The following is a 26,233-nucleotide window of genomic DNA, read 5'->3' as shown; positions in this document are numbered from 1 at the left end:
CGAATCAGGCGGCAGCGTCGTGAGGATTGGGCATTGGGGCGTGGGCCGCTTGCGGCACTTCGATCACGCGCTGCACGAAAATGCCGGGCGTCACGATGTTTTCCGGATCGAGCGCGCCGAGCGGCACGACTTGCGACACCTGCACGATCGCGGTTTTCGCCGCACTTGCCATGATCGGTCCAAAATTGCGCGCCGTCTTGCGATAGGTGAGATTGCCCCAGCGATCGCCCTTGTACGCCTTGATCAGCGCGAAGTCCGCGTGCAGCGGCGCCTCCAGCACGTAATGCCGGCCGTCGATCAAACGGGTTTCCTTGCCTTCGGCGAGCCTCGTGCCGTAGCCGGTCGGCGTGAAGAAGCCGCCGATACCCGCGCCCGCCGCGCGAATGCGCTCCGCCAGATTGCCCTGCGGCACCAGTTCGAGTTCGATCTCTCCGGCGCGATACAACGCGTCGAACACATACGAATCGGTTTGGCGCGGGAACGAGCAGATGATCTTGCGCACGCGCTTGGCTTTGAGCAGCGCAGCGAGGCCAATGTCGCCGTTACCGGCATTGTTGTTGACGATGGTGAGCTCGCGCGCGCCCTGTTCGATGAGCGCGTCGATCAACTCCGACGGCATGCCGGCCGTGCCGAAGCCGCCGATCATGACGGTCGCGCCGTCGTTGACATCGGCGACCGCCGATTGAAGTGACTCGAAAATCTTGTTGATCATGTCGAATTTCCTTTTGGGGCGCTGCGTGCCGCCAGGCTGGCTGCCTTGCGGGCAGGGTTCGAGCGGGACGGTCTCCGGGCCAATGCCGGCGGCGGCTCGCCAAGTGCGATGCGAAGCTGGCGCCGTTAGTTTGCTCGCTTCAAATTTGTTCGTTACATGAACATGGATTCGTTTAGCGAACGCTGAGGCGATTATGGTTGTCCTTCGTGCGCGTTGTCAAGGCAGGGAATTCCCCCTAATCATAGGTTCTCGCTGCTTGCCATGCCGGTTAGTTGTTCGGGTTGGCCGGCCAAAGCGGAGAATCGCACTATCCTAACGGGAGATTATTGGGCTAACCTTTATCTACATATCAAATACGCGGCCCGCGCCGCAGGTTACCGAGCATGTCCGAAACAAACCTGGATCTGAACCTCATCCCCTACCTGGTTGCGATGGAAGACACGCGCAATGTCAGCCGCGCCGCCGAGCAGCTCGGCGTGAGCCAGCCACGCGTGAGCACCGCGCTGGGAAAATTGCGGGAGTACTTCGACGATCCGCTCTTCGTGCGCACGTCCAAAGGCATGGAGCCCACGCCGCGCGCGCTCGCCATCCTGCCCGCCGCGCGCGACGCGCTCTTGCGCATTGAGAAAGGCATGCTCGATGTGCAGGAATTCGACCCGGCCACCAGCACTCACACTTTCTCGATCGCGCTCTCCGACGTCGGCGAGATCGTGTTTCTGCCGCGGCTTCTGCAACTCTTCGCTGAACGTGCGCCGTTCGCGAATCTGCGCTCGGTGTCGGTCTCGCCGTCGCAGGTGGAACGCGGGCTCGAATCGGGCGACGTCGATCTGGCCATCGGCTATTTCCCCGATCTGGCGGGCAATAACTTTTTCCAGCAACGGCTCTTCACGCATCGCTTCATCTGCCTGATGCGCACCGACCATCCACTGGCGAAGGCGCCGCTCACGCTGGCGCAGTTTGTGGCGTCGGGTCATGCCGTCGTGCGCGCCGAAGGACGCAGCCAGGAAGTCCTCGAGCAATACCTGGAAAAGAAGCGCATCAAACGCCGAGCCGTGCTCGAAACGCCCCACTTCATGAGCCTGCCGTTCATCCTCGCGCGCACCGATCTGCTCGCGACCGTGCCGCACGCGATCGGCTTCGCGTACGTGTCGGAGCATGCGTCGATCACGCTGGTCGAGCCGCCGCTGCCGTTGCCGCATTTCGATCTGCGGCAGCATTGGCATCGCAAGTTTCATAACGATCCGCGTGGCAGTTGGCTGCGCGGCGTGGTTGCCGAACTGTTCAACGACGCAATGGACGAATGGCCGAAATGAGCGGCGGCCGAGCGGCGCGCCCTGACAGCGAAAAGGGACATCGGCACGACGCGGCACAAAACATGGAACAATGGCCGCACTCATTGAACCCGCGCGCTCCGTACAGCGCCGACGCGCGATCCCGGAGGAGCGACGGATGACCAGCAGCAAGGCGAAGAAAACCAAACCCATAGCCGCCACTGAGCGCCCGAGCCGCGAGGAAGCTGAAGCAGCGGTTCGTGTGCTGCTGCGCTGGGCCGGCGACGATCCGGCGCGTGAAGGCCTGATCGACACGCCGGCGCGCGTGGTGCGCTCATACGAGGAGTTTTACGCGGGCTACCAGGTCGACCCGCGTGAGATCCTTGCCCGCACCTTCTCCGAAGTGGACGGCTACGACGAAATGATCGTGCTGAAGGACATCCGCTTCGAAAGCTATTGCGAACATCACATGGTGCCGATCATCGGCCGCGCGCACGTGGCATATCTGCCGCAGCATCGCGTGGTCGGCATCTCCAAGTTGGCGCGTCTCGTCGATGCGTTCGCCAAACGCCTGCAGATCCAGGAAAAGATGACGGTGCAGATCGCCGACACCTTGAACGACGTGCTGCAACCGGCGGGCGTCGGCGTGATTCTCGAAGCCGCGCATCAATGCATGTCGACACGCGGCGTGCACAAGGCCGGCGTGACGATGGTCACCTCGCGCATGCTCGGCACGTTCCGCACGGACCCGTCGACACGCCGCGAGTTTCTGTCGATCGTCGGCAATCCGGGCGTGGTGGCGGTCGCCAATACTTAGCTTAGGCGCAGTCGCAGCGACATCAGCGCCTCATGCCGCGCTGCGCCTCGTACGCATCTGCCCAAAGGTGGCCAGCAATACCGCGCCCAGCACGCACGCGACACCGGCCAGTTGCGCCGCGCTGACGGGTTCGCCTAACACCAGCGCGGCCAACGCCACCGCGCTCACCGGTACGAGCGCGGTCATCAATCCCGCCTCCGCACCGCTGATTCGCGCGGCCCCCGCATACCAGAGCACGAAGCCCGCCACGGTCGGCACCAGCGCGTAATACAGCACGCCGCCAAGTGCGCTCGCATCGACCGGCAAGGTCCATGGTTTCTCGAAGCAGGCCGGCACGATCGCCACCGCGAAGCCGATGCCGCACATCAACGCCGACAGCGGCAACGGCGCCACCGCGGTGCGCAGCTTGCGATTGAGCAGAATGAACAGCGCCTCGCAGACGATCGCGAGGAACACGAGCGCGTTGCCCGCCAGCGAACTTGCCGCATGCGGCGCGGTGAACTCGCCGGGATGCACGGTGCACACCAGCACGCCCGCCGTCGCCAGCAGGATCGCGCCGATCAACGCGGGCGCGGGGCGCTCGCCGAGCGCGAGCATGGCGACGCCGGCCGATACGGCGGGCAAGGTGCCGGCAATCACGCCGGCATCGGCAGCCGACGCGAGCTTCATCCCGCTGATCAGTAACACCGTATAGCCGACACTGCCCGCGCCCGCCTGGGCGATGACGAGCAAGGTATCGCGCCGGTCCAGACGCGGCCAGCGCACGCCTCGCCAACGCATCACCAGCACGAACAACGGAAAGGCAATCGAGAAGCGCAGCGCGGTCGCGCTGAACGGCGGCAGTCCGGCCGCGATCGCTTTGCTGACCACCACCGTGCTGCCGACGCCGAGCATCGCCAGCGCGCAAAACAGATATCCGGCATACCGCGAGTTCATGGTGCTGTCCTCTTCGTTGGATCGAGCACGCAGAGTAGAGGCATGCCAAGCGGCGGTCTTGAACGAAATTGCAGAGACAAAGCGAGTCAATGAACCAGGTCAGCCGGATCGCGATGACGCCGTCAATGCTCACCCGGCGCCAAATCCATCGAGTATCCTGAGCGAACGGAACCCCGCTCGAATGAAAGCCGACCAGTAGGCCGCCCGGGTACACGCTTTGCAACCGCGTGAAAAAGCCCCCGAAGGACGTCGGCTCAACCGCAAAAAACAGGAGCGCCTCAATTGGTAGAATTTCCGTCTTCGGCGGTGTCAACCTGGGGTGGCGCGGTCGTGTTCCTCAACGTCCTGTTGACGCGCCTCGGCGTGCCGATCCCCGCGGTGCCCGTGCTTCTCTTCGCGGGCTCCGCGATCGCCGCCGGCACCCTGTCCTTCTGGCCGGTCCTCGGCGCGGCCGTGCTCGGCGCGCTAATGGGTGACGGCGCATGGTTCACGGCGGGCCGCCTGTATGGCCGCAAGCTGATTGCCGCGCTCGGCCGGATCTCGCCTGCCGTCGATTCCAAGGTGGACCAGGCGCGCGCGCTGTTCGAGCGCTTCGGTGTGCCGCTCGTCTCGATCTCGAAGTTCGTCCCCGGACTCGCGCTCATCACCCCGCCGCTGATGGGCACGACCGCCGTCGACGCCCGCATCTATGCGGCCTACGATTTCGCCGGCGCCCTCGCGTGGGCCGCCTTCTGGCTGGTCGGCGGCGCCGCCGCGGAACGGCAGCTGCATATGCTGCTCGACTTCGTCAAAGCCCGCGGCGGCACCGTCATCGACGTTTTGCTGGCCACGGCTCTCGTGTTTCTCGCCTTCCGGCTGCAGCAACGACGCCGCGCACGCCGCCGTTTCGCCGATGCCGCCTCGGCTACGGCGGAACGGGCAGCCGCCGGCGGCTGGCGCCGCATCGCGCCGCCCAAGGTGCTCGACGCCCGCCCGCAAGCGCCCTCGCTCGAAGCGCCGTGCCGCATTCCCGGCGCGCTCGCGCTCGATCCGCATTCGCAGGAGCAGATCGACGGCGCACTGCGGACGTACGACATGGTGATCTACTGCATTTGCCCGGACAGCGCGACCGCCTTCGAGATCACGCAACGCATGCGTCACAACGGCTACACGCGGATTCGCGCACTGCGGGGCGGCCTCGATGCCTGGCAGCGGCGCGGCTTTCCTGTCGAACCGCTTGCACCGGCCGGCGAGCTGACCACCGGCAACCGAGCACCCGAGGCGCGCGGGGCGATCACGTTGCGCGGCTTCGCCCCGCGCAGCACGCAAGGCACCTGAGCCGCGCCGGTCGCGGTTCAGCCTTGGCGCCGCTTACATCGAGGAATGCTGGGTCATTGGACGTTCAGCCCACGTGGCCGAACTGACGCGATTGCGGCCGGCCGCCTTGGCGGCATAAAGCTGCCGGTCGGCGGCGGCCAGCAGATCGAGTGCATGGGCGCCCTCGGCCGGCACACAGGTCGCGCAACCCACGCTCACCGTGACCGCGACGATTGCACCGTCGCTGCGGATCACATCCTGGCTCTGCACCTTGCGACGAATCTTCTCCGCCACATTGAGCGCGCCCTCGGCCGGCGTGTCCGGCAAGATCACGGCGAACTCCTCGCCGCCGTACCGCGCCACCACGTCGACCGCGCGACGCACCGTCGCCGCGATGCATTCGGCCACCGCGCTCAAAGCCTCGTCGCCGCTCGCATGGCCGTAGGTGTCTTTAAATTGCTTGAAGTGATCGATGTCGATGAACAGCGCCGAGAGCGGTTGGCCCGTGCGCCGCGCGCGCCGCCATTCTTCGTCGAGCCGGTTATCGAGCACGCGGCGGTTGCTCAGTCCGGTGAGCGGATCGGTTGCGGCAAGACGAACCAGCGCCGCCTGCGCGCGCAGCTTGTCGCGCAACGCGAACGACAGCAGCCACGAGACCATCACGAAGACCACACCGAACGTGAGCGTCAGCCCACCGACGATCCGGCTGCGACGCCACCACGGCGCCAGCACTTCGTCCACGGCGGGCGCGACCACCGCGATCAGCGGCGTGCCGGGCACGCGCGCGTACGTGTACATACGCCGCACGCCGTCCACGGCCGAAATCGCCGCATACGTGCCCGCGTTATGCGCGGCCATCACCTGGAACGTCGGCGACTTCGCGATGCTCGAACCGATATCGCGCGACGAGAGCGGCTTGCGCGCGAGCAAGGTGCCGTCGTCCATCACGACGAACACCGAGCCCAGCCGGCCGGTATCGATCCGGTCCAGCAGGTGTTGAAAATATTCGATGCGAATGGCCAGCAGCGCGACGCCGGCGAACGTGCCATCGGTCCGGTCGATGCGCCGCGTGAGACCGATGGAGAGTTTGCCGTCGCGCAGCCGGGAGCGGAACGGGTGCGAGAAATACAGGCCCACGGCGGGGCTGCGTTGATGGGCCAGAAAATAGTCGCGGTCGGCAAGGCGCACCGCGGCATTGACCTCGCCGCTCTGCGAGGCGATCACCTGCCCGTCCCGCCCGATCACATAGGCGCCACCCAGGTAGGCCGCGGTCGTCGCCCGGTCGAACATCACCGCGCGCTGTACGCCGGCGGGCAGCGTCCAGGCGGCCTGGTTGCGCGCCCCGTCCACCATCGCCTGCAATGACAGATCGTAGATTTCGACGTTGCGTTCGAGGTCGGTGGAAATGATCGCGACGAGGTTTTGCGACGTGTCGCGCGCGTGATCGAGCGCATCGGCGCGGCCGGTGCTGAGCGTCAGCAGCGTCAAGCCCGCCATGGACACGGCCACCAACGTACCGGCCATCCCCGCAAAAAACGGGTGATTACCCACGTATCGCGATACGCCCGTGCCATAGGCGCGCAACCTCTTGCGCCAGCGCCGACGCAGCGAAAGCGTTTGACGTGCCACGTGCGCATCACCTCCTTCGCAGACGATCCGCATGGCGCAACCCATGCGGACGCGCAGCCAATGTTGTTATTCGGATGCGATTCGTGCCGTTCCGTTCGCGGCCGCGCGCAACGATGCGCGCAGCATCATAGTTTGCGCAGCAGTCCGGCCGCCGAACGCATCCGGCGTTTGCGCTCCTTGCCAAGCCAGTGGAGCGCCGCATCCGTATCGCCGGAGCCCGCGAGCAACGCAGCATTATCGCGCAGCAACATCTCGCTCGCGACCACATCGTTCAGCGTACCGAAACGTTTCTGGATCTGCTTCAAACGTTTGAGGGTACGTTTGTGGCCACTGCTCAGGACGGGTTCGAAAAACTCCAGCAGATAGCGCAGCTTCTTTCCTGCCTTCCTCACATTGTGAAAGGCGATGTAGTTGGAGCGTTTCGCCCGACGCGCGCGCTTCATCCGTTTGTTTAACGAACGCTCTGAAGCGGCCACACGTTGCCTGGCGAATTTCCGCAGCGGCATGCGTTCATGCGCGGTATTCAATTCTTTGGACGCGCTGGACAAGGCTTCGCGCAGCAGATGTTTGACGTCGGCGTTCGAGAGCGTTTCGCGGCTTGTCGACAACGCGGCGCCACGAGCGTCCTGGAGTTTGGGCGCGATTTCGCTCGTGCCGCTGCGTGCACCGTTGTCGTCGTGTATCAGCAATTCAATCAGAATGTCCCAGTCGCGCGTTTTGCCGGCAGCCGTGGCCAGAAACTTATATAGCGCACGTTGCCGCGTGTTCTCGCCTTTTTCGAGCAACGGCTCGAAGGCCCACCATAAGGAGCGCAAACGGCGCAGCGAGACACGCAATTTGTGCAGCGCTTCCGGCGACGCGTCTTCGCGCACCGCATTGGCGTATTCGATCGCATGATCGACGAGAGGCGCCGCGTACGACGCGAAGGCCTCTTGCGCAGAGTGCGCGCCGGCGGCTGGATCACTGTCAGCGGGTCGTTTATCGACTTTCAGGCTGTCGCGCGTCATTGAAGCCCCTTGGGAACACCTTATCCACAGACTAGCAAAAAAAGGTCCTGGCGGATATTCGCGCGTTTATTTCGTCGCGATCCATAGCGCGCACGCACGATCCGATGCGCGAGTCATGCACCTCGCGGCAGGCTTGTTCCTTTTTCTCCCTTCGACGGCAGGGCGCCCTGGAGCGACTATCTTTAACAGACGCGATGGCGCTCAGCGGCGAACGGGCGCCGCGGTCCACATGAACGCAGTCGACACAGGTGGCCTGCTCTCAGGAGGTTGTATGCGAATACTGATTGTCGGTGCAACGGGTCTGATTGGCGGCGAAGTGGTCAAGCTGCTCGCCGCCGAACACGACATCGTCACCGCGAGTCGCAAGGGTTCCGATCTGCACGTGGACCTGTCGAACAAACCCAGCATCGAGTCGATGTATCAGCAAGCCGGCACGCTCGACGCGGTCATCTGCACCGCCGGCGCAGCGAAGTTCGCTCCGCTCGCCTCGCTCTCCGACGAGGATTTCTCGTTCAGTCTTGCCAACAAATTGATGGGCCAGGTCAACCTGGTGCGGTGTGGCGCGGCGCATGTGTCGCAAGGCGCGTGCTTCACGCTGACGAGCGGCGTACTCGCGCAGCAGCCGATGGAAGGCAGCGCGGCCGTTAGCGTCGTGAATGCCGGCGTGGAAGCGTTCGTGCGCTCGGCGGCGCTCGAGTTGCGTGGCAAGGCCCGCGTGAATGTGGTCAGCCCCGGCTGGGTCGCCGAGACGCTCCAGTCGATGGGCCGCGATCCGTCGCAAGGCGTGCCGGCCGCCGTGGTCGCGCAAGCCTACAAGCGCAGTCTGGGCGGCAGCGCAAGCGGCGAAGTGTTCTCCGCTTCTTAGCTGGACAGCTCGCCTGAGTTCTTTTCGGACATCTGAGCATCAGGATCCGACACCAGGAAACCGTACATCGAAGCGGCGCGCAGCCAGTGGCCGCGCGCCGCCGCATCCCGCATGTGCGTCACGCAACTGTCATCATTACGACACACACGCCCCGCAGGATCGGAAACTCCGCGACAAACTTTTGGGGCTCACGTTATGCCGGAACTTTCGTATCCACAGCCAGGCACTGCTAGCGGAAAGGGGCGCAACATCAGCCTCATCATTTTCCTTGCCGTGATACTGGTCGGTGCGGTTTATTGCGCCGTGCACTTAATGGACGATCTGCAACCCGTTCGCGAAAGCTCGGTAATGCCTTACCTGCTGCTCGGCATTGCGCTTCTGATCGCGCTGGGTTTTGAGTTTGTCAACGGCTTTCACGACACGGCGAACGCGGTTGCAACCGTGATCTACACGCATTCGCTCGCGCCGAACCTGGCTGTGGTGTGGTCAGGCGGCTGGAATTTTCTCGGCGTGCTGACGTCGAGCGGCGCGGTCGCCTTCGGCATTCTGCAACTGCTGCCCGTCGAACTGATCTTGCAGGTCGGCAGCAGCGCCGGTTTCGCGATGGTCTTCGCCTTGCTGATCGCCGCGATCATCTGGAATCTCGGCACGTGGTGGTTCGGACTGCCGTCGTCGAGCTCGCATACGCTGATCGGCTCGATCATCGGCGTCGGCCTGATGAACCAACTGATGCACGGCACCGACGGCACGAGCGGCGTGGACTGGAATCAGGCGCTCGGCGTCGGCAAGTCCTTGCTGTTCTCGCCGCTGGTCGGCTTTCTCGCGGCAGGTTTGCTGCTGCTGATCCTGAAAGCCGTGGTGCGCATTCCCGCGCTGTATGCCGAACCGAAGGGCAAGGAGCCGCCGCCGTTCTGGATCCGCAGCCTGCTGATCCTGACCTGCACGGGCGTCTCGTTCGCGCACGGCTCGAACGACGGCCAGAAAGGCATGGGCCTCATCATGCTGATCCTGATCGGCACGGTGCCGACGGCGTACGCACTGAACAAGGCGGTGACGCCGGCAGAAACGCAAACCTTCCTCGCCGTCGCGCATGAAACCTCGGCGACGCTCGCCAAATACACCCAGGGCGCCACGCCTTCGGCCAATCCGCGCGCCGATGTCGAAGCCTACGTGCGCACGCATCAATTGACGCCCGCCACGTTGCCGGCGCTGCAACAACTGACCGACATCATTGCCGGCCAGGTCAGCTCGTCGGGCTCGATGGCTGCGGTGCCGCAAAATATCGTCGACAACGTGCGCAACAACATGTACGTGGTCTCGGAAGCGATCCGCCTGATGGCCAAAAACAAGCAGCCGGCCTTCTCGCCGGAGGACGCCAAGGCGATCGGCAACTTCAAGGCGCAAACCGATCACGCCACCAAGTTCATTCCGACGTGGGTCAAGGTCGCGGTGGCGATCGCCCTCGGTCTCGGCACGATGGTGGGATGGAAGCGCATCGTCGTGACGGTCGGCGAGAAGATCGGCAAACAGCATTTGACGTACGGACAAGGTGCGTCGGCTGAACTGGTGGCGATGCTGACGATCGGCGCCGCCGACATGTACGGCCTGCCGGTTTCCACGACGCACGTGCTCTCTTCGGGCGTGGCGGGCACGATGGCGGCTAACGGTTCCGGCCTGCAATGGGGCACGGTGCGCAGCCTGATTCTCGCCTGGGTGCTGACGCTACCGGTTTCCATCGCGCTGGCGGCTGGCTTGTACTGGGTGTTCCGGGCGGTGTTTTAAGCCTCCGCGGCGGCCAGTTCCTCAACCGGTCGCCGCCTCCGGGAACGGCATAAAAAAGCGCGGCTCGCGGCCGCGCTTTTTTTATTTCATCGACCGGTACGCTGATCGATCAATACAGCTCAGGCACGATCATCGACGCCGGCACCGGCTGGCGGCTGTATTCGTCGTGATAGACACGCGCGGGCAATTCGATAGTCGAATGCTCGATCTCGTGATACGGCACCTGGCTCAGCAAATGGTGAATGCAGTTCAGGCGCGCGCGCTTCTTGTCGACCGCCTGCACGACCCACCACGGCGCTTCAGGAATGTGCGAGCGCTGCAGCATCACTTCCTTGGCCTGCGTATAGGCTTCCCAGCGGCGGCGGCTTTCGAGGTCCATGGGACTCAGCTTCCACTGCTTCAGCGGGTCGTGAATGCGGTTCTGAAAGCGGATTTCCTGTTCTTCGTCGGTAATCGAAAACCAGTACTTGAGAATCTGCACGCCGCTGCGCGCCAGCATCTTTTCGAATTCCGGCACCGAACGGAAGAACTCTTCGTATTCTTCGTCGCTGCAAAAATTCATCACGCGCTCGACGCCCGCGCGGTTGTACCAGCTGCGATCGAACAGCACCATTTCGCCGCCGGCCGGCAGATGCGACACGTAGCGCTGGAAATACCATTGCGTGCGTTCGCGGTTATTCGGCGCCGGCAGCGCCGCCACGCGGCACACGCGCGGATTGAGCCGCTGCGTGATGCGTTTGATCGCGCCACCCTTGCCGGCCGCATCGCGCCCTTCGAAAATCACCACGAGGCGATGGCCGGTCTGCACGATCCAGTCCTGCAATTTGACGAGTTCGCCCTGCAACCGGAACAGCTCGCGGAAGTACATCTTGCGCGCCTCGCGATGCTCGGGCGTGAAGCCGTCCGCGCCGTCGATGATGCGGTCGTCGACCTCCATCTCGAGTTCCTCGTCGTACGCGTCGATCAGGTCCTCTTCGAAACGGCGCTGCCGCTCGGCCATCAATTCGGCCTCGGGTCTCGGATCCAGCTCTTTCATTGCGGCTCTCCTGGCAACGGAAATGGTTAGGCGCGCGGCGGCAAACGCGACGCGGACGCGTTCGATTATCGAAGCGGCAGGTGTCAGTCGTGTTACCAGTGCGGCGCGCGCGCCCGGTCGATGTCCATGATAGCGAGTTTTGCCGGGCCGCCCGGCGCTGACGTCACGAGTTCAGCGGTTTCGCGAAGCTGATTTCGTGGCCGTCAGGATCGGTGATGTGGAAATAGCGCTCGCCCCACGGTGCATCGGACGGCTCGAGCGACGGCTTCAGCCCCGCCGCCAGCGCTTTGCGGTAGATCGCGTCGACGTCGGACACATAGATGATCACGCGGCCCCACCAGGCGACCGGCGCGCGCGTATCGACGATCAGGTTCAGATACGAGCCGCCGAACGCAAACGATGTAAATGCCTCCTGCGGACCGCCGAATTTCATCGGAAAGCCGAGAGCTTCATAAAACAGCACGGCGCGCGGCATATCGCGGGTGGCCAGTGTGATGGCGCTGATCGATTCGATTTGCGGTTCGGCGGCCCCGGTCGGCGAGGCTGACGTGGCGGGTGAGTTCATGGCGGCTGTCTCCTTGGCATGGCGCGAGTCTCACGTGCCCAGCACGGTGCATGCCGTGCCGTTGGCCGCGGTGCTCGCATGCGCTGGCTTAATCCGGAAAGTGTCTCACAGGCCGCGCCGCCGCGGCGCGCCTCGCAGGCACTTGAAAACCTACGCGACGCCCCGCATCTGCCATTCCGTTTATCCGGAGCATCGCCATGGGAAGCCGCCCACGCTTCGTCGATGACCTGTCGCGCGCCGCATCCGACGCCCCCGGGCCCGAGACACTCAATCCTTTATCCGACGACGCCCTGCTCGACGCCTACTCCCGCACCGTGATCGGCGCGCTGGAACGCGTTCAGCAAGCCGTCGCTTTCATTGCCGTCGAACGCCGCCTGCCCGGCGAGCCGTCCGGCCGCGCAAGCGGCTCGCGCGGCGGCACCGGCTCGGGTTTTCTGTTCACGCCCGACGGTTATCTGCTCACCAATAGCCATGTCGTGCACGGCGCCACCCACATCACCGTGACGCTCGCCGACGGCGCGAAATTCGACGCCGATCTGGTCGGTGACGATCCCGGCAGCGATCTGGCCGTTTTGCGGATCGGCTCGCCGGAGCCCTTGCCGCATGTCGAACTCGGCGAGTCGTCGAAGCTGCGCGTCGGGCAGATCGCGATCGCGGTCGGCAATCCGCTCGGCCTCGCGCAAACCGTCACGACGGGCGTGGTGTCGGCGCTCGGCCGCTCGTTGCGCTCGAATTCGGGCCGCATGATCTACGACGTGATCCAGACCGACGCCGCACTCAATCCCGGCAATTCGGGTGGTCCGCTGATCAATTCGGCGGGCCAGGTGATCGGCGTGAATACCGCGATCATTCCCGGCGCGCAGGCCATCTGCTTTGCCACGGCCATCGACACCGCCAAGTGGGTCATCATGCAGATCTTCGCGCATGGCCGCGTGCGGCGCGCCTATATCGGCGTGGCGGGCACCACCAGGCCGCTGTCGCGCCGTGTGCAGCGCTACTTCGGCTTGAACTCGGAAAGCGGCGTGCATGTCATGGAGATCGTCAAAGGCAGCCCGGCCGCGCTCGGCGGTCTGCGCACCGACGATACGATCATCGCGATCGATACGCAGGCCGTGCAGGACGTGGACAGTTTGCAGCGCACGCTCGACGCATCGCGGATCGACAGACCCGTCAACGTGACGGTGTTGCGCGGCGCGCAGCGGCTCGAATTGACGTTGACGCCGGTCGAGCAGGCTAGCTGAAGCAAAGTTAGCCAGCACGCCCTCGCCCACAAATAAAAAGCCTCGCGTTCAGCCGAACGCGAGGCTTTTTATTAACCAGCGGCGCATCTCATCTCAAGACGCGCCGCCCAATTCCCTGCAAAAACGCTTACTGGATCACGCGCGTCACACCACGGCCGCGCGGATCGGCCGCGGCTTCCGGTGTATCGCCGTTGACCTTGATCGCCTGGATATCGCCGCTGAAATCCTGCCCCTTCAGCGTGTAGCCCTTGGCTTCGATCTGCTTGGCGAGTTCACCCTCGATCGGCTTGTACGGCTCCCAGAAGATCGTGTTCGGCGGCAACAGCTGATGATGGAAGCGCATCTCGGCGACAGCCTGCTGCAGCGGCATGTTGTAGTCGTAGACGTTGTTGATCACCTGGAAGATCGACGTGAAGATGCGCGAGCCGCCCGGCGTGCCGATCACGAGCGACACCTTGCCGTCCTTCGTGAGGATCGTCGGGCTCATCGAGGAGAGCGGCCGCTTCTTCGGTTCGATCGAGTTCGCATCGCTGCCCACCACGCCGAACATGTTCGCGACGCCCGGCTTCGCGGAGAAGTCGTCCATCTCGTCGTTCAGCACGATGCCCGTGCGATCCGCCACCACGCCCGAACCGAAATAGCCGTTGATGGTGTACGTGTTCGACACGGCGTTACCCCACTTGTCGATCACCGAGAAGTGCGTGGTTTCCGCCTTCTCCGGCATCGACGTGCCGAGGCCAGGCTGCACGCTCTTCGTGTCGGACGGCGTGTTCGGATTCACTTCGGCGGCGCGCTTGGCGATATACGCGTCGTCGGTCAATTGAGCGACCGGCACCTTGTAGAAGTCAGGATCGCCGAGGTACTGCGCGCGGTCGGCGAATACGCGCTTTTCGATTTCCGCGATCAGATGCACGTATTGCGCGGAATTGAGCGTGACGTCCTTGAAGTCGGGCGCAATGTCGGCCTTCATTTTCAGCAGTTGCACGAGACCGATACCGCCCGAGCTCGGAGGCGGCGCGGTGTAGACGCGATAGCCGTTCCAGTCGGCCTGGATCGGCTGACGCCACACTGCTTTGTACTGTTGCAGATCGGCCTTGGTGATCAGGCCGTGACCGCGCATGGACGCCGCGATCAGGTCAGCCGTCTTGCCCTGATAGAAATCTTTGGCGCCTTGATCCGAAATGCGCTGCAACACAGCAGCCAGATCCGGCTGCTTGAAGTTGACGCCCTGCTTCAGATTGCCGAAGTAGGTATCAAAGTTGGTCTTGCCGGCGAAGTCTTTCGCTGCATCGTCACGGCGTTCCTGCAATTGCTGGCTGACCTCGAAACCATCGCGCGCATAGTGGATGGCCGGTGCGAGCACCTGCTTCCACTTGAGCTTGCCGAAGCGGCGCTGCGCCTGCCACATGCCGTCGACGGTGCCCGGCACGCCCACTGCACGGTAGCCGAACAGGCTCATGCCTTTGATGACCTCGCCCTTGTCGTCGAGATACATGTTCTTGGTCGCGGCCAGCGGAGCGCGCTCGCGGTAGTCGAGAAAGTACGGCTTGCCGTCGACATAGAGCGTCATGAAACCGCCGCCGCCGATGTTGCCCGCTTCCGGATACGTGACGGCAAGCGTGAAGGCGATCGCTACGGCCGCGTCGACCGCGTTGCCGCCTTCCTTGAAGATCTGCTCGGCGGCGTCGGCGCTGAACTTGTCCGCGACCGCTATCGCTGAGGCGGTGAGTACGGCTGGTTGAGCTTTCGCGGGCGGTTTCGCGAGTGCGGGCGTGGCCTCGAGAAACCCGGTTGAGACAGAGACGAGTGCGACCAGCGCGAATCCGCTTGCCGACGATTTAACGTTGCGGAACAACTTCATTGCCTATCCCCCAAGACGACTTTTATCCGATGAATACAGATGTCTTGGAGGTTTATAACATGCGAACTGCTCGCTTGCGAAGCCGCTAGATGTCGTAGGGTCTATGTTGCGGCACACAAAAACACCGGTTCGACGGCATGCAAAAACGCTGGTCAAAACGCCCGGGACAGAGGCATTCAGCAAGCCACATGCCGCAGAACATGGCGCACCGCGTATTGCGCTTACGCCCGCCCGCGACTGCCGCGCGCAATCTCATCGCCGGCGCCGTGCGGCAGTCGCGCGGTGATCGGAATCGACATGAACGAGAACAGACCGACCACGAGAAAAGCCGGCCAGAAATCGGAGAACACAATGGTCGAATGACCCTGCACGTTGTGCGAAATCTGCAGCACGATACCCCCGATCGTCACACCGAGCCCCAACGAAATCTGCTGGATCACGCTCGCGACGCTCGTCGCGCGGCCCACGTCGCGGCTCGGAATATCCGCATATGCCAAGGTATTCAACGAGGTGAACTGCAGCGACGGAAAGAAGCCGCCGAACAGCACGACACACCAGATCAGCCAATGCGGCGTGCCGGGAAAGAACAGACCGTAGACCGCGATGGCGAGGCCCGCACAGCCCGCGTTGAACATCAGCACGGTGCGGAAACCGAAGCGCTCGAGAATGCGCGACGCGGCCGCCTTCATGAAGATCGAGCCGAACGCGGACGCGCACGTGATCGACCCCGACTTGAACGCCGTCATGCCGAGCCCTTCCTGCAATGCGAGCGGCAACAAAAACGGCACGGCGCCGAGACCGACACGAAACAGCGAGCCGCCCACCACGCTCGCGTGAAAACTCGGGATGCGCAGCAGTCGCAGATCGAGCACAGGCAGTTCGACGCGACTCGCGTACAGCATGTACAACGTCAGCAACACCACGCCGATCACGCACATGCCGACCGACACCGTGTTCGACACCAACTCGCCGCCCACCAGCGAAAGCCCCAGCATGAACAGCGACGCTCCGCTCGCGGACAAAAAGAAACCAGTCCAGTCGAGCCGGCCCGGATGCGCTTCGCGCACGTTGGCAATGTGTTTGTTCGCGAGCCAGATGCCGAGCAGGCCAATTGGAATGTTGATGAAAAAGATCAGACGCCAATGCAGATAGGTCGTGATGAAGCCGCCCAGCGGCGGCCCGACCACCGGTCCAAGCAAAGCCGGCACCGTCAGATAGTTGACCGCGCGAATGAAGTCGGACTTCGGCACCGAACGGAAAATGATGATGCGGCCCACCGGCACCATCATCGCGCCGCCGAGGCCTTGCACGAAGCGCGCAACCACGAACGTGCCGAGCGACGTGGAAGCCGCGCACATCAGCGAGCCGGCCATGAAGACGCCGATGGCCGTGCGAAATACCGTGCGCGAGCCGAAGCGGTCAGCGACCCAACCGCAGATAGGAATGAAGACGCCGAGGCCGATGACATACGCCGTCACGGCGAGCTTGAGGGTGATGGGATCCTGGCCGAGATCGCGCGCCAGAACCGGCAGCGACGTCACGATGACCGTGCCGTCCACGTTTTCCATGAACATCGCACACGCGACGATCAGCGGAACAATGAAAGTGCCTAAAGCGAGAGGCATTGGCAAGGCGACGGGTTGCAAGGCCGTCGGTGTAAAGCGTCGATTATGGCATCGCATCGGCAACAGATGTTGTTGCGCGAGGTCTTTTCGCACGCGCGATGGTTGAGCGTGCAACGAAGCACCGGGCGATGCAAATGTTCGAGGGATAAGCACAAAAAGGTTGAGCCGGCATTCAGCCGGCTCAACCTTCGATACGTCAGCGAAGAGGCAGACGAACTGCTTAGCGCGATGCGCTGACCAGCGGCTGCAACTGCGGCAGGATCTCGGTGCTCGCGCGAGCCACGTCGTTCGGGAAGTCGATTTCGATCCAGGGTGCGCCGGTCACGTCGGCGGTATCGAACACCTGGCTGCGCTCAAGCAGCAGATCGCGTACCGCTTCTTCGTGCGGCATGTTGGCCCGGTCGCTGTCCACGTAGCCGGCCACGATCTGCGCAAAGCGCTGCGCGGTTTCCTGACGGAAGCGGAAGAACCCGACCGATTCGCCGATGGTGTCGTACTCGAGATTGACGGCGAGCTGCTTGCGCAACTCGACCGGCACGCCGTCTTTCAGACACAGCTTGACGGGTTCGTCGCCGGCTTCGAAATCACGGTCGATCAACAGGCGGTTGACCGTCTCACCCGCCACCAGAGCAGCCAGAATGCGCTCGTCGTAGAGCACGTCGGCGTCCATCAACAGCACGTCGCCGCCGCGCGTCAGCGCCTCGGCCACCGTGTGCACCGTCAGCACGCTGCCCAGGTCGTAACGCGTGTTCAGCACCGTTTCCACCTTGTGCGGCCAGTTGATGCGCTCCAGTTCCGCCTGCACCGATTCCGGCTGAAAGCCGAGCGCCAGCACGACTTCCGTCACGCCGGCGGTTTCGAGCATTTGCAGATGCCGTTCGAGCAGGCTCATGCCGTCGAATTGCAACAGACACTTCGGGAACTGAGCTTCCGGCGGTTGCTGGAGACGCAGGCCGAGGCCCGCTGCGAGGATGATGGCACGCATGCGCGGTCCTTTGAAAAAATACGGAGTTTAATCGACAACCGGCACGCGCCCTGTCGCGCGGCGCCGTTGCCAGCTTCGTTCGCTGAAGTGCAAAACCAGCAGACCCGGCAAGCCTAGCAGGATTTCGCGGGCGCGCTTGGCGAGCGACAACGCCAAGGCCGCGTCCGGCGGCAAACCCACCAGCGGCGCGAGCAGCAGATAGCCGCCTTCCTGCACGCCGAGCGAACCGGGAATCATGAACGCCGCGCCGCGAATCGCTTGCCCCAGGCTTTCGAGCAACAGGGCGTCGACCCAATCGACCGGATGACCGAGAAAGCGCAGCGCGAGCCACACCTCCACCGTGCCGACGATCCAGCCCAGCAGGCTCATCAGGAAGCTCGCCGCCACGCGGCCGCGCTCGCGGTACATGGCCTGCACGGCGGCATCGACGGCTTCGGCACGCGTCATCAACGAAGACCAGTCGCGCTCGCCGAAAAGCTTCGAGACCACACCGAGCAAGCGGCCGAACAGACCGCGCCGCTGTGCATAGTAGAACCCGACGATCATCGCGCCTAGCACGCCGGTGGCGATCAACGTCGCGGTCTGCAAATCGTGCAGCGCGCCGTGCGCGGCATAAGCGCCGAACAGCAACAGCCCGCCCAATGCGAAGAGAATTTGCGCGAGCGCCTGCGCGGTCGTGCTGACCGTGATCGCGGCAGCCGCATCGCGCATGCGCATGCCACGCTGGGACAGTTGCCGCACCATCACGACCGGGCCGCCGATCTGGCCGGCCGGCAACAGGCTATTCACCGACTCGCCGATCCAACGCGCGAACAGCGCGTCGCGCAAGGTCAGATCATGATGCACGCCGTCACGACGAGGATGAAACAGCACCGAGATCGCGCCGGCATCGAGAATCAGCGGCACGAGGTGAAACGCCGCGACGAGCGCGAGTCCCCAGCCGGCCGCGAGCAGCGTCGAGGCGACCGTGCCGAAACCCTGCCACGCGAGCAGGCCGACAAACAGCGCCGTCCCGATCGACAGCAGAATCAGGGCCGCGCGGCTCATGCGCGGTCCTTCCCGCGTTGGGTAATCTGACGAAACACCTGGCGGAAGCCGAAGTACGCAATCGCGTCCTTCATGTTCGAGATGAAACGACGCCACGGCCGCATGTTCGGATCCGTCACGTACTCGAAAGTGAGCGAGACGCGCATTTCGTTCGCGCCAGCGGGCGTGATGCGATGGCGCAGCTTGTCGCCGTCGAAAAACACGAGGCCGCCCGGCGGAATCTGCACCGAGCCCGGCTGATCCGCGATATCCGGATTGCGCGTGTGGAGCTCGTAGTCGAGCCGGCAAGACGATTCGTCGATCACGCCGAGCAGCAGCGTGTAACGGCGGCCGTCATAGTACGAAGTATCGTAGTGCCAGCCGATATGGTCGCCCGGCCGCGTGTAGTAATACAGCGCGTACGCATGCGGATCGTCGGCGGGCGAGAGCTGCAGCTTGTCGCCGCTCAGTTGCTCCAGCCAGCCGATCAATTCCTTCGAGCGGTACAGCTCGGCGACGAACGGCGCGAGGCGGTCGATCGTATGACGGCTGACGCTGCCGCCCTGCTTGTGACCCGGCAGATAGTTGCGGTTCACCTCGTCGAGCAGCGAACGCGCGCTGTGGACGAGCTGCGCCGTGACTTCGGGCGCGAGAAAGTCTTCCAGATAAAGAAACGCGCCCTGCTCCGCGAAATCCTTGCGCAGACGCGGGTTGTCGAACGCGCGCGTGCGGCTCGCGACCGCGCGGTCGGCATTCGGTGCGGGCGAGGCAGCCGGCGTACGTCCGACCGGAGCGGACGCGATCACGTCGTTTTCGGCCTGCGTACTCATTCGCTGGCCCACATTTGACTAGTTTCGGTCTTGCCGGCGGCAGCGGCCGCCGGGGTAGCGGCACGGCGCGCAACGCGCCAGTAGTCAATCACCACCCAAACAGCGAAAAGCGGCGCGCCGATCGACGCCACCACGACGAAGGGCAGCACGACGCTCGTCAACGTGACGATCGGCAGCAGATACAAGACGTCCTCAGTTTCGAAACCGCCGACGGATGCCTGCTTCGTGCCCGCCTTGCCGGCCATTTCCTCGATGCGCATGCGCAGGAAGAAAATCAGCGCGATCGCCACGCCGGCCACGCCGCCGAGCACACCCGGCGCGACCCTCAATCCGGCGATGTGCGTGGCGCCCGCTCCCACGCCCATGCCGACGAACAACATGACGGTGACAAGGGCATCGCAAGCGAGGTCGTAAAAATGACCGATCCGGCTCGACTTCCCGCCGATTCGCGCGAGTTCGCCGTCCGTATGGTCGACAAAATTCGACAGCACGATCAGGAAGGCGCCGGCGTTGACCCACGCGAATTCGCCGTGAGCAAGGCAGAGCGCGCCTGCCAGCCCGATCAGCAGGCGCAGCGTGGTCAGATGGTTCGGCGTGACCCACGTGTTCACGAGCGGAGTCACGAGCCGGCGGGCGAGCCGCGCGTCCCATGTTCTGGGCGGCGGAACGTTAATTGGAGGTTGGGGTCGCGAATTCATAACCCGGAAATATATACGGGATCGCAAAAGATTGCTTTCTTACTGTACGTTTCTTTACCCTCCGCGCGTTGCCGATCTGTGCTGACTGTAAAGCAAGATTTGCCGAATCGCGATAAAGTGCAAACCAGTTGCGCCTGCCCTCAAGGGGATCACGTCGATGCGCAACGTCTTTTCGGGTCTCGAGATCACGCCACCGCCCGTTGCGAACACACTACATCGAATCGGGTGGCCGTCCACGCTTATGAAACGCTTTCTTTCGTCTGTACTCCTTGCTCTGGTGGCCGCCGCGCTGCCGCTCGCCAGTTACGCCACCGCGCTCGACGCGCCGCTCGCCTGCAATGAAAGCGGCCATCAGTTCATTGCCGACCTTGCGGAGCAACAGATGATCGACCCGAAGCCCACGCGCGTGGAGAGCAATTCGATCAATGCCTTCTCGCCGACCTCCGGCGCGGATCTGACCGCATACGGCTTTCGCGTGTTCGCGGTGGTCGGCTACGAAAAAGACGATCCCATGTTCCGCGTCGGCGACGGCGAGCCGGTCGCACGTTCGGCCTACGGTGTCGTGGTGTTCGGCAGCGAAGCCAAGGTTCGGAACGCGATTGCCGGCACCGGCAGCACGGCGATCGTGCACCGCGTAGCGCCGCTTATTACGGCGATTTTTTGTAAGCGGAGTTGAGGCGGCGCGCGGTCACCATGCTTGCGGGAACGGGCCGGCCGAAGAGAGGGACGCCGGGTTTCGGCGTTCCTGTGCGCGGCCTGACCGACACGCCATCACGCGCGCGGCAGGCCGATCCCACTCACACCCTTTTTACAACTTGATCCCCGCCGGATCCGCCGTCAGATATCCCACCGTCGCCCCGAACCGGTCCTTGTAGTTCGCCCGCACGAGCGGATCGAGCGTCGATTTGATCTTGTCGTGCAACGGACTTTCCCAATCGCCGACGTGCTGAAAGTTGCTCATCACGTAAGTCCAGCCATTGATTTCGTCGACGGCGTGCAGGCCCGTCGACTCGGCGCCCGCCGGACACGAGAGCACGCGCGCGAGCGTCTTCGTGTCGACGTTGTACGCCCACAGGAAGTTGTTCACGTGCATGCCGCTGTCTTCGCCGATAAAGAGCGTGCGCAGCTTCTCCGAGAACTTCAGGTTGTCCGGGTTCGCAATCCGCTCGGGGTTAGCGGTGTTGCCGAGCGCATCGGCCGCTGACAGATCCTCGCCGACCAGCGCCGCCGGCGCGGCCATGTCGACCGGCACCCATTCGCTGTTGATCGCGGCGCCGCTGCGGTCGCGCTGGCCGCCCTTCATGTTCAGCGCGTAGACCGCGCCGGCGTTAATGGTCTTGTCGACGGCCACGTCGGTGGATGCCGCATTGCCCCGCACCATCGATTTCTCGATGCGCGACATCGCCGAATACAGCACCTTGTCCTTGATATTGACCGTCGTGCCTTCGAGTTTCGTGAAGCCCATGCTGCCGCCGGCCAGCGCCGCATAGCGATGCGTCTCTAGGAACGTGGCCGCCTGGGTCATGCCGGGCTTGATACGCACCCAGTTGAAGGTGCCGTTGTAGTTGATCTTCGTGTAGGCCGGATCGAGCGGGTCTTTGGTCGCGACGTCCATGATGTCGCTCGCGCGCAACTGGTTGGCGAGCGCCTCGATTTCGTCGCTAGTCGCGTGGCCCAGGTTGATCCACGCCAGCGTCGCCGCGCCCGCGCCGCTCGCGGACACTTGCGTCCACTTCGCGACGTACAGCGTGCCCGCCGACAGATCGGCTTCGCGATCCGCGATGAACATGAACAGGCCGCCGTTGGTCGCGTCGTCGCCCATCAGCACGGTGCGCTTGTCCGGCATCACTTGAATCAGCTCGTGCGAGATGCGGCCGAGGCAGTAGTGCTTTTTGATCGTGCCTGTACCGTCCGGATTGACGGTGACTTCCGGCAGATGCCCGTAGTGATACGGGTTCGCGGTGGTTTCATCGCCATACAGGCTACGGCTGAAGCCCTTGAACTGGCTGTTGCCGGCAATCGTGGTGGCGTCCGGCTCGTACTCTTCGCTCGACAGATGCGTATTCCACGGCGACAGGCTCGCGCCGCAGGTGATCCACAAACCATGCGCCTTCGATGTATCGACGTTCGAATACCCCGCCAGCGTGAGCTTGCCGGTGGCCGGATCCTGATCGAGCGTGAGCACGGCTATCGGCGACGGCAGTTGGCCGTACATCGACACCAGACTCTGATCGCGGGTCGCGTATTCAAACTGCACGACGGCGAACACCGCGTTGCCCTTGAGGCCCTTCACCGCCGGATTGTCGAGGCGGATCAGCGAGCTGCCGTCCGGGCAATCCGAGTAGAACTGGCGCTCTTTGCCCGCCACCGATTTGTCGACGATCGGCTGATTGTTGATGTCGAAATAGCCGCCCGCGAGGATCGTGCCGCCCTTCACGTTCGGCACATTGTCGCCGGTGACGAAGAACGGCTGATACGCCAGCTTGAACGCGCGGCTGCTGCCGTCGCTCAGTTGCACCGTCAAAGTCGAGGCGACCGTGGTCTTCGCCATGGCGGCGGGGTCGGCCAGCGTCGGCGCGGCCATGCTCGCGAATGCCGCGGAGACGAAGTTCGCGACCGGTTTGACCGGCGTCGCCAGTTCGTCGCTGCCCCCGCAAGCGGTCAGCATCGAAGCCGTGGCGAGCCCGCCGAGCGGCAGCATCGGCGCGCCCACGAGGAGTTTCAGGGCCTTGCGGCGGGAAAGGTCGAGCGGCTCTGCCATGTTGTCGTGATCCAGTGTTTGGGTAGCGTGGGCGGATGCACAGCCGGCACGCACTCAAACCCCAAACCACATGGTTCACGCTCGCGCCGCTATGACGCGAGGATTCTATGAAGTGAATATGAAAGTATATTGACAGGTTTTAGTAATATTTTGTTCAGGCCGTTGGGAGACAACCCGGCCAGCCCCGGAGCCTGTCGCAGGCCGGAGCGGAGCCGATCTTTAACCTGGACGGCGAAACTCGTTCTCGACCCACGCCGCGGCGCTCGCCTTGCTGAGCTTGAAGTTGGGCGCGACCTGCACTTGCGCGAGCTGCTCGCCGAACGTGTCGAGCGCGGTCAACAACGCATACGGTTCGTCTTCGTCGGGAACGATGTCGAGCGTAATGTCGAGTTCGTCGTTGCCGTCCGCGCTCGCCACCCGCACTTCCTTATGGAGTTGCGCGCGCAGTTGCTGCTCGTGGCGCCGCAGCACTTCAGACGCGGTCTTCACCAGCGTGTTGAACGCCGAGGTGTCCAGCGGCTTCGGATCCTTCTTGTTGCGGCCCATCGTCCACGGACCGACGAGCGCGGGTTCCGCTTCGCCGTCCTTGATCATTTCGACGGCCCAGCCTTCGTCGTCTTCATTCTTGATGACGCGCGCGGTCCAGCCGTCGTCGCGCCACAGGCGTGCTTCGTGCACGGTCTCGCCCAGTTCGGACGAGCCTTCCGTCGTGAGATCTTCAGCGGTGTCGGACGATGGAAGGGGTGTATCGGTCATTACAGGTTCACTCACGTTCGCGGGGGCGGAAACACATCTCAAGCGCGCAATTCTACCCGCCTCGCACTCCGCGGATGCGGCCCTCTGACGAACGGACAAGCCACGGCGAGCGCACCGCCAATCGAAATAATCTATTTCCTTATTCGCGGGAACTTATAAACCGATTATAAAAAATCATAAAAAAAGCGGCCCGAAGGCCGCGTATAAAGATGAAAAATACACCCTTGGTCAAGGGGCAAGACGAATTGTAGAACCGTAATTCATCGTAATAGATCCCGCGAATTGGAAGAGTGCATTGCAGGAAATAGAATAAATCGACGAAATATCTCGAAATAGACGCTAATCCTTACTGCTCATGGCTTGTGGCGATTCGTCGCGATCAGGCAACAACACGCCATTGACACGGCATCCATGAATTCATAGCCGAACAGATTTTTTCTTTATTTACCCGCACTTACACAATTTCCTATTCACCATTACGGATTCGAGAATTCATTGTTGTGCCATATGCGATTAAAGATAGGAATAGCAGGAATACACTTCGCAGCGGATCGTCAGCCCGCCGGCGCAATCGGCGGTGAGCACTGGAATGCGATTCCCCATGCACTGTTTCGGAGTTATCTAACCATGAAAAAAACCCTCATCGCAGCAGGCCTCCTGGGCGCGGTTGCCATCAGCGCCCATGCACAGAGCAGCGTGACCTTGTACGGCACGCTGGACGCCGGTCTCGTCTACTCGAACAACCAGGGCGGCCATAGCAACTGGCAACAAGGCAGCGGCTCGGTGTCGAACACCTACTTCGGCCTGCGCGGCAGTGAAGACCTCGGCGGCGGCCTGCATGCGATCTTCACGTTGGAGAACGGCTTCAACCTGAATAACGGTCAGGACACGGAAAGCAACACGATGTTCAACCGTCAGGCTTTCGTCGGGCTGAAAAGCGATCAGTACGGTGCGCTGACGCTCGGCCGTCAATACGATTCCGTGGTCGACTACCTGGCGCCGCTGTCCGAAGCCGGCGCGGGCTACGGCAACAACCTCGCGGCTCACCCGTTCGACAACGACAACCTCGATAACTCGTTCTCGATCAAGAACGCCGTCAAGTACACGAGCGCGAACTACGCGGGCCTGAAGTTCGGTGGCCTGTATGGGTTCAGCAATTCGGCCGGTGATTTCTCCAACAACCGTGCATGGAGCGTCGGCGCTTCGTATGACAACGGTCCGTTGAGCGTTGCCGCGGCTTACCTGCAACTGAACAAGTCGGGCAGCTCGAACCTGAGCGGCGCCGTGTCGCAAGGCGACGGCACCGCGGCGATCGCAGCCGATCTGCAGCGCACGTATGGCGCGGGCATCAACTACACGTATGGCCCGGCAACGGTCGGCTTCGTCTATACGCACACACAACTCGACGGCATTACCGGCGTGGATGTCGGCGGCACGACTCTGCCCGGCGTCGCCGGCACCAACCTGCACCTGGACAACTACGAAGTGAACGGCCGCTATGCACTGACGCCGGCACTGAGCCTCGCGGCGTCGTATACGTTCACGGACGGCAAGATGTCCGGCTCGAACGGTTCGGGCGATCCGAAGTGGCACACGGTGTCGCTGCAAGGCGACTACTCGCTGAGCAAGCGTACCGACGTGTACGTGGAAGGCGTGTATCAGCATGCATCGGGCGAGCTCGGCAACTTCGGCTCGAACGTCGCGGCGATCAACACCCTCGCACCGTCGTCGAACGGCAATCAGCTGGCAGCGGCAGTCGGCCTGCGCCATCGCTTCTAAGTATTTTCAGGTGGTACGTGCGCAGCGAATGTATCGATTCGCTTCGTGAGCAACCCGCGCGTGACACGATCACGTCGCGGGTTTTTTATAGCCCTTACGTTTGGACACAATGCCGACGGCCGTGGATAGTGACGACGCGCACACCCGGTGGGTATACTGAACGCAGTTGCCTTCCTTGCCGCAACGTTGCGATGCCGTTGCGGTTGAACGGCGGCTTCGTCGCGAAGCATGACGTTGCGCTCTATCGCGTTGCGCTTCGCCCGCGCCCCAAGTTCCCGCGTACGACCGGGGACGCCGACGACCAGACCATGAAAAGACTTCCCCTGCTTGCCCCCGCTGCTGCCGCGCTCGCCGCGCTTGCCGGTTGCGGTTCTTCCAGCGGCCCAGCGCGCGACGCGTCCCTGCCGATGATGTACGTGTCGTCGCAACGCGCGCCTGCCTATATCGCCGATTGCCTCGAAAGCCGGTTGTCACGCGTGCGTATGTCGCGCGTCGGCGGCGCGACGGAGATCGCCGTCGGCTCGGATTCGAACAACTCGTATTTCGTGACGCTGACGCCGTCGAACACCGGCTCGGTCATCAAGGTGATGCATCCCGCGAACGCGCCGGACGATCCGCCGGAACCGGAAATGCGCTTCGATATTGCACGCTGCGCGACCTGAGCTTCGGTCGCGGGCTTGCGTTTTGAAGGCTACGCCGACGCGCGATTTTTTTAACTCGCGTGTCGGCTATTTTTTTATCCGCTCATCTGCGAA

23 protein-coding genes are annotated in these 26,233 nt (G+C 63.2%); 9 read left to right on the top strand and 14 right to left on the bottom strand.

The window, feature by feature from the left end:
* Positions 1-4: 4 nt before the first annotated feature.
* Positions 5-712 (bottom strand): 3-oxoacid CoA-transferase subunit A, encoded by a 708-nt coding sequence (locus P0D96_RS04115; RefSeq protein WP_132378200.1) that lies wholly within the window; start codon positions 710-712, stop codon positions 5-7.
* Positions 713-1,095: 383 nt separating this feature from the next.
* Here P0D96_RS04115 and P0D96_RS04110 point away from each other — a divergent pair, with 383 nt between their 5' ends.
* Both P0D96_RS04110 and folE read left to right on the top strand, forming a co-directional pair.
* Positions 1,096-2,025 carry a LysR family transcriptional regulator gene (locus tag P0D96_RS04110; RefSeq protein WP_408175188.1) on the top strand — a complete coding sequence of 310 codons (930 nt, stop codon included), beginning with the start codon at positions 1,096-1,098 and terminating at the stop codon, positions 2,023-2,025.
* 136 nt (positions 2,026-2,161) lie between these two features.
* Complete coding sequence (folE, locus tag P0D96_RS04105; RefSeq protein WP_408311930.1) at positions 2,162-2,800, top strand: GTP cyclohydrolase I FolE; 639 nt, start codon at positions 2,162-2,164, stop codon at positions 2,798-2,800.
* A 30-nt stretch (positions 2,801-2,830) separates the two neighbouring features.
* Here folE and P0D96_RS04100 read toward each other — a convergent pair whose 3' ends face one another.
* Positions 2,831-3,736 carry a DMT family transporter gene (locus tag P0D96_RS04100; RefSeq protein WP_408311928.1) on the bottom strand — a complete coding sequence of 302 codons (906 nt, stop codon included), beginning with the start codon at positions 3,734-3,736 and terminating at the stop codon, positions 2,831-2,833.
* Positions 3,737-4,018: 282 nt separating this feature from the next.
* Here P0D96_RS04100 and P0D96_RS04095 point away from each other — a divergent pair, with 282 nt between their 5' ends.
* Positions 4,019-5,053: a VTT domain-containing protein gene (locus P0D96_RS04095; protein ID WP_408280728.1), complete on the top strand. Its 1,035-nt coding sequence runs from the start codon at positions 4,019-4,021 to the stop codon at positions 5,051-5,053.
* 33 nt (positions 5,054-5,086) lie between these two features.
* On the opposite strand, the gene P0D96_RS04090 is transcribed toward P0D96_RS04095, so the two are convergent.
* A complete protein-coding gene (locus P0D96_RS04090) occupies positions 5,087-6,661 on the bottom strand; it encodes a sensor domain-containing diguanylate cyclase (protein WP_408311926.1) in 1,575 nt (524 codons plus the stop codon).
* A 125-nt stretch (positions 6,662-6,786) separates the two neighbouring features.
* Positions 6,787-7,668 carry a CHAD domain-containing protein gene (locus tag P0D96_RS04085; protein ID WP_408311923.1) on the bottom strand — a complete coding sequence of 294 codons (882 nt, stop codon included), beginning with the start codon at positions 7,666-7,668 and terminating at the stop codon, positions 6,787-6,789.
* A gap of 271 nt (positions 7,669-7,939) precedes the next feature.
* Here P0D96_RS04085 and P0D96_RS04080 point away from each other — a divergent pair, with 271 nt between their 5' ends.
* Together P0D96_RS04080 and P0D96_RS04075 are read left to right on the top strand one after the other, a co-directional pair.
* The gene (locus P0D96_RS04080) at positions 7,940-8,533 is read left to right on the top strand and encodes a short chain dehydrogenase (protein WP_408311918.1); all 594 of its coding nucleotides are present in this window, start codon (positions 7,940-7,942) and stop codon (positions 8,531-8,533) included.
* A 195-nt stretch (positions 8,534-8,728) separates the two neighbouring features.
* Complete coding sequence (locus P0D96_RS04075) at positions 8,729-10,315, top strand: inorganic phosphate transporter (RefSeq protein WP_408175201.1); 1,587 nt, start codon at positions 8,729-8,731, stop codon at positions 10,313-10,315.
* Between the two features lie 109 nt (positions 10,316-10,424).
* Here P0D96_RS04075 and ppk2 read toward each other — a convergent pair whose 3' ends face one another.
* Entirely contained in the window at positions 10,425-11,351 is a 927-nt protein-coding gene (gene ppk2, locus P0D96_RS04070) for a polyphosphate kinase 2 (RefSeq protein WP_408175202.1), read from the bottom strand.
* A gap of 163 nt (positions 11,352-11,514) precedes the next feature.
* The gene (locus P0D96_RS04065) at positions 11,515-11,916 is read right to left on the bottom strand and encodes a VOC family protein (RefSeq protein WP_408280718.1); all 402 of its coding nucleotides are present in this window, start codon (positions 11,914-11,916) and stop codon (positions 11,515-11,517) included.
* Between the two features lie 197 nt (positions 11,917-12,113).
* Between P0D96_RS04065 and P0D96_RS04060 the strand changes: the two genes are divergently transcribed.
* Entirely contained in the window at positions 12,114-13,157 is a 1,044-nt protein-coding gene (locus tag P0D96_RS04060) for a S1C family serine protease (protein ID WP_408311915.1), read from the top strand.
* A 127-nt stretch (positions 13,158-13,284) separates the two neighbouring features.
* On the opposite strand, the gene ggt is transcribed toward P0D96_RS04060, so the two are convergent.
* The 6 genes from ggt to P0D96_RS04030 form a co-directional block, all read right to left on the bottom strand.
* Positions 13,285-15,018 (bottom strand): gamma-glutamyltransferase, encoded by a 1,734-nt coding sequence (gene ggt / locus P0D96_RS04055; protein WP_408311913.1) that lies wholly within the window; start codon positions 15,016-15,018, stop codon positions 13,285-13,287.
* 221 nt (positions 15,019-15,239) lie between these two features.
* Positions 15,240-16,643 (bottom strand): MFS transporter, encoded by a 1,404-nt coding sequence (locus tag P0D96_RS04050; RefSeq protein WP_408311910.1) that lies wholly within the window; start codon positions 16,641-16,643, stop codon positions 15,240-15,242.
* A 220-nt stretch (positions 16,644-16,863) separates the two neighbouring features.
* Entirely contained in the window at positions 16,864-17,628 is a 765-nt protein-coding gene (locus tag P0D96_RS04045) for a phosphocholine cytidylyltransferase family protein (RefSeq protein WP_408175208.1), read from the bottom strand.
* A 27-nt stretch (positions 17,629-17,655) separates the two neighbouring features.
* The gene (locus P0D96_RS04040) at positions 17,656-18,675 is read right to left on the bottom strand and encodes a lysylphosphatidylglycerol synthase domain-containing protein (protein ID WP_408311908.1); all 1,020 of its coding nucleotides are present in this window, start codon (positions 18,673-18,675) and stop codon (positions 17,656-17,658) included.
* Positions 18,672-19,484: a HalD/BesD family halogenase gene (locus tag P0D96_RS04035; protein ID WP_408280704.1), complete on the bottom strand. Its 813-nt coding sequence runs from the start codon at positions 19,482-19,484 to the stop codon at positions 18,672-18,674. The genes P0D96_RS04040 and P0D96_RS04035 overlap by 4 nt, the downstream gene beginning before the upstream one ends.
* On the bottom strand, positions 19,481-20,182 hold the full coding sequence (locus P0D96_RS04030; RefSeq protein WP_408175211.1) for a CDP-alcohol phosphatidyltransferase family protein: 702 nt from the start codon (positions 20,180-20,182) through the stop codon (positions 19,481-19,483). The genes P0D96_RS04035 and P0D96_RS04030 overlap by 4 nt, the downstream gene beginning before the upstream one ends.
* Positions 20,183-20,423: 241 nt before the next feature.
* Here P0D96_RS04030 and P0D96_RS04025 point away from each other — a divergent pair, with 241 nt between their 5' ends.
* Positions 20,424-20,858 (top strand): hypothetical protein, encoded by a 435-nt coding sequence (locus P0D96_RS04025; protein ID WP_408175213.1) that lies wholly within the window; start codon positions 20,424-20,426, stop codon positions 20,856-20,858.
* Positions 20,859-20,990: 132 nt separating this feature from the next.
* On the opposite strand, the gene P0D96_RS04020 is transcribed toward P0D96_RS04025, so the two are convergent.
* A complete protein-coding gene (locus P0D96_RS04020) occupies positions 20,991-22,943 on the bottom strand; it encodes a PhoX family protein (RefSeq protein WP_408311905.1) in 1,953 nt (650 codons plus the stop codon).
* A 219-nt stretch (positions 22,944-23,162) separates the two neighbouring features.
* Positions 23,163-23,699 (bottom strand): hypothetical protein, encoded by a 537-nt coding sequence (locus P0D96_RS04015; RefSeq protein WP_408280698.1) that lies wholly within the window; start codon positions 23,697-23,699, stop codon positions 23,163-23,165.
* A gap of 627 nt (positions 23,700-24,326) precedes the next feature.
* Here P0D96_RS04015 and P0D96_RS04010 point away from each other — a divergent pair.
* Together P0D96_RS04010 and P0D96_RS04005 are read left to right on the top strand one after the other, a co-directional pair.
* Positions 24,327-25,478 (top strand): porin, encoded by a 1,152-nt coding sequence (locus P0D96_RS04010; RefSeq protein ID WP_132378241.1) that lies wholly within the window; start codon positions 24,327-24,329, stop codon positions 25,476-25,478.
* 191 nt (positions 25,479-25,669) lie between these two features.
* Complete coding sequence (locus tag P0D96_RS04005) at positions 25,670-26,140, top strand: hypothetical protein (protein ID WP_408311901.1); 471 nt, start codon at positions 25,670-25,672, stop codon at positions 26,138-26,140.
* Positions 26,141-26,233: the final 93 nt, after the last annotated feature.

Source organism: Paraburkholderia sp. RL17-347-BIC-D (genome assembly GCF_046027915.1).
GTDB lineage: Bacteria > Pseudomonadota > Gammaproteobacteria > Burkholderiales > Burkholderiaceae > Paraburkholderia.
The sequence above is the reverse complement of the archived record's forward strand: the minus strand, read 5'-3'. Positions and strand labels throughout refer to the sequence as shown.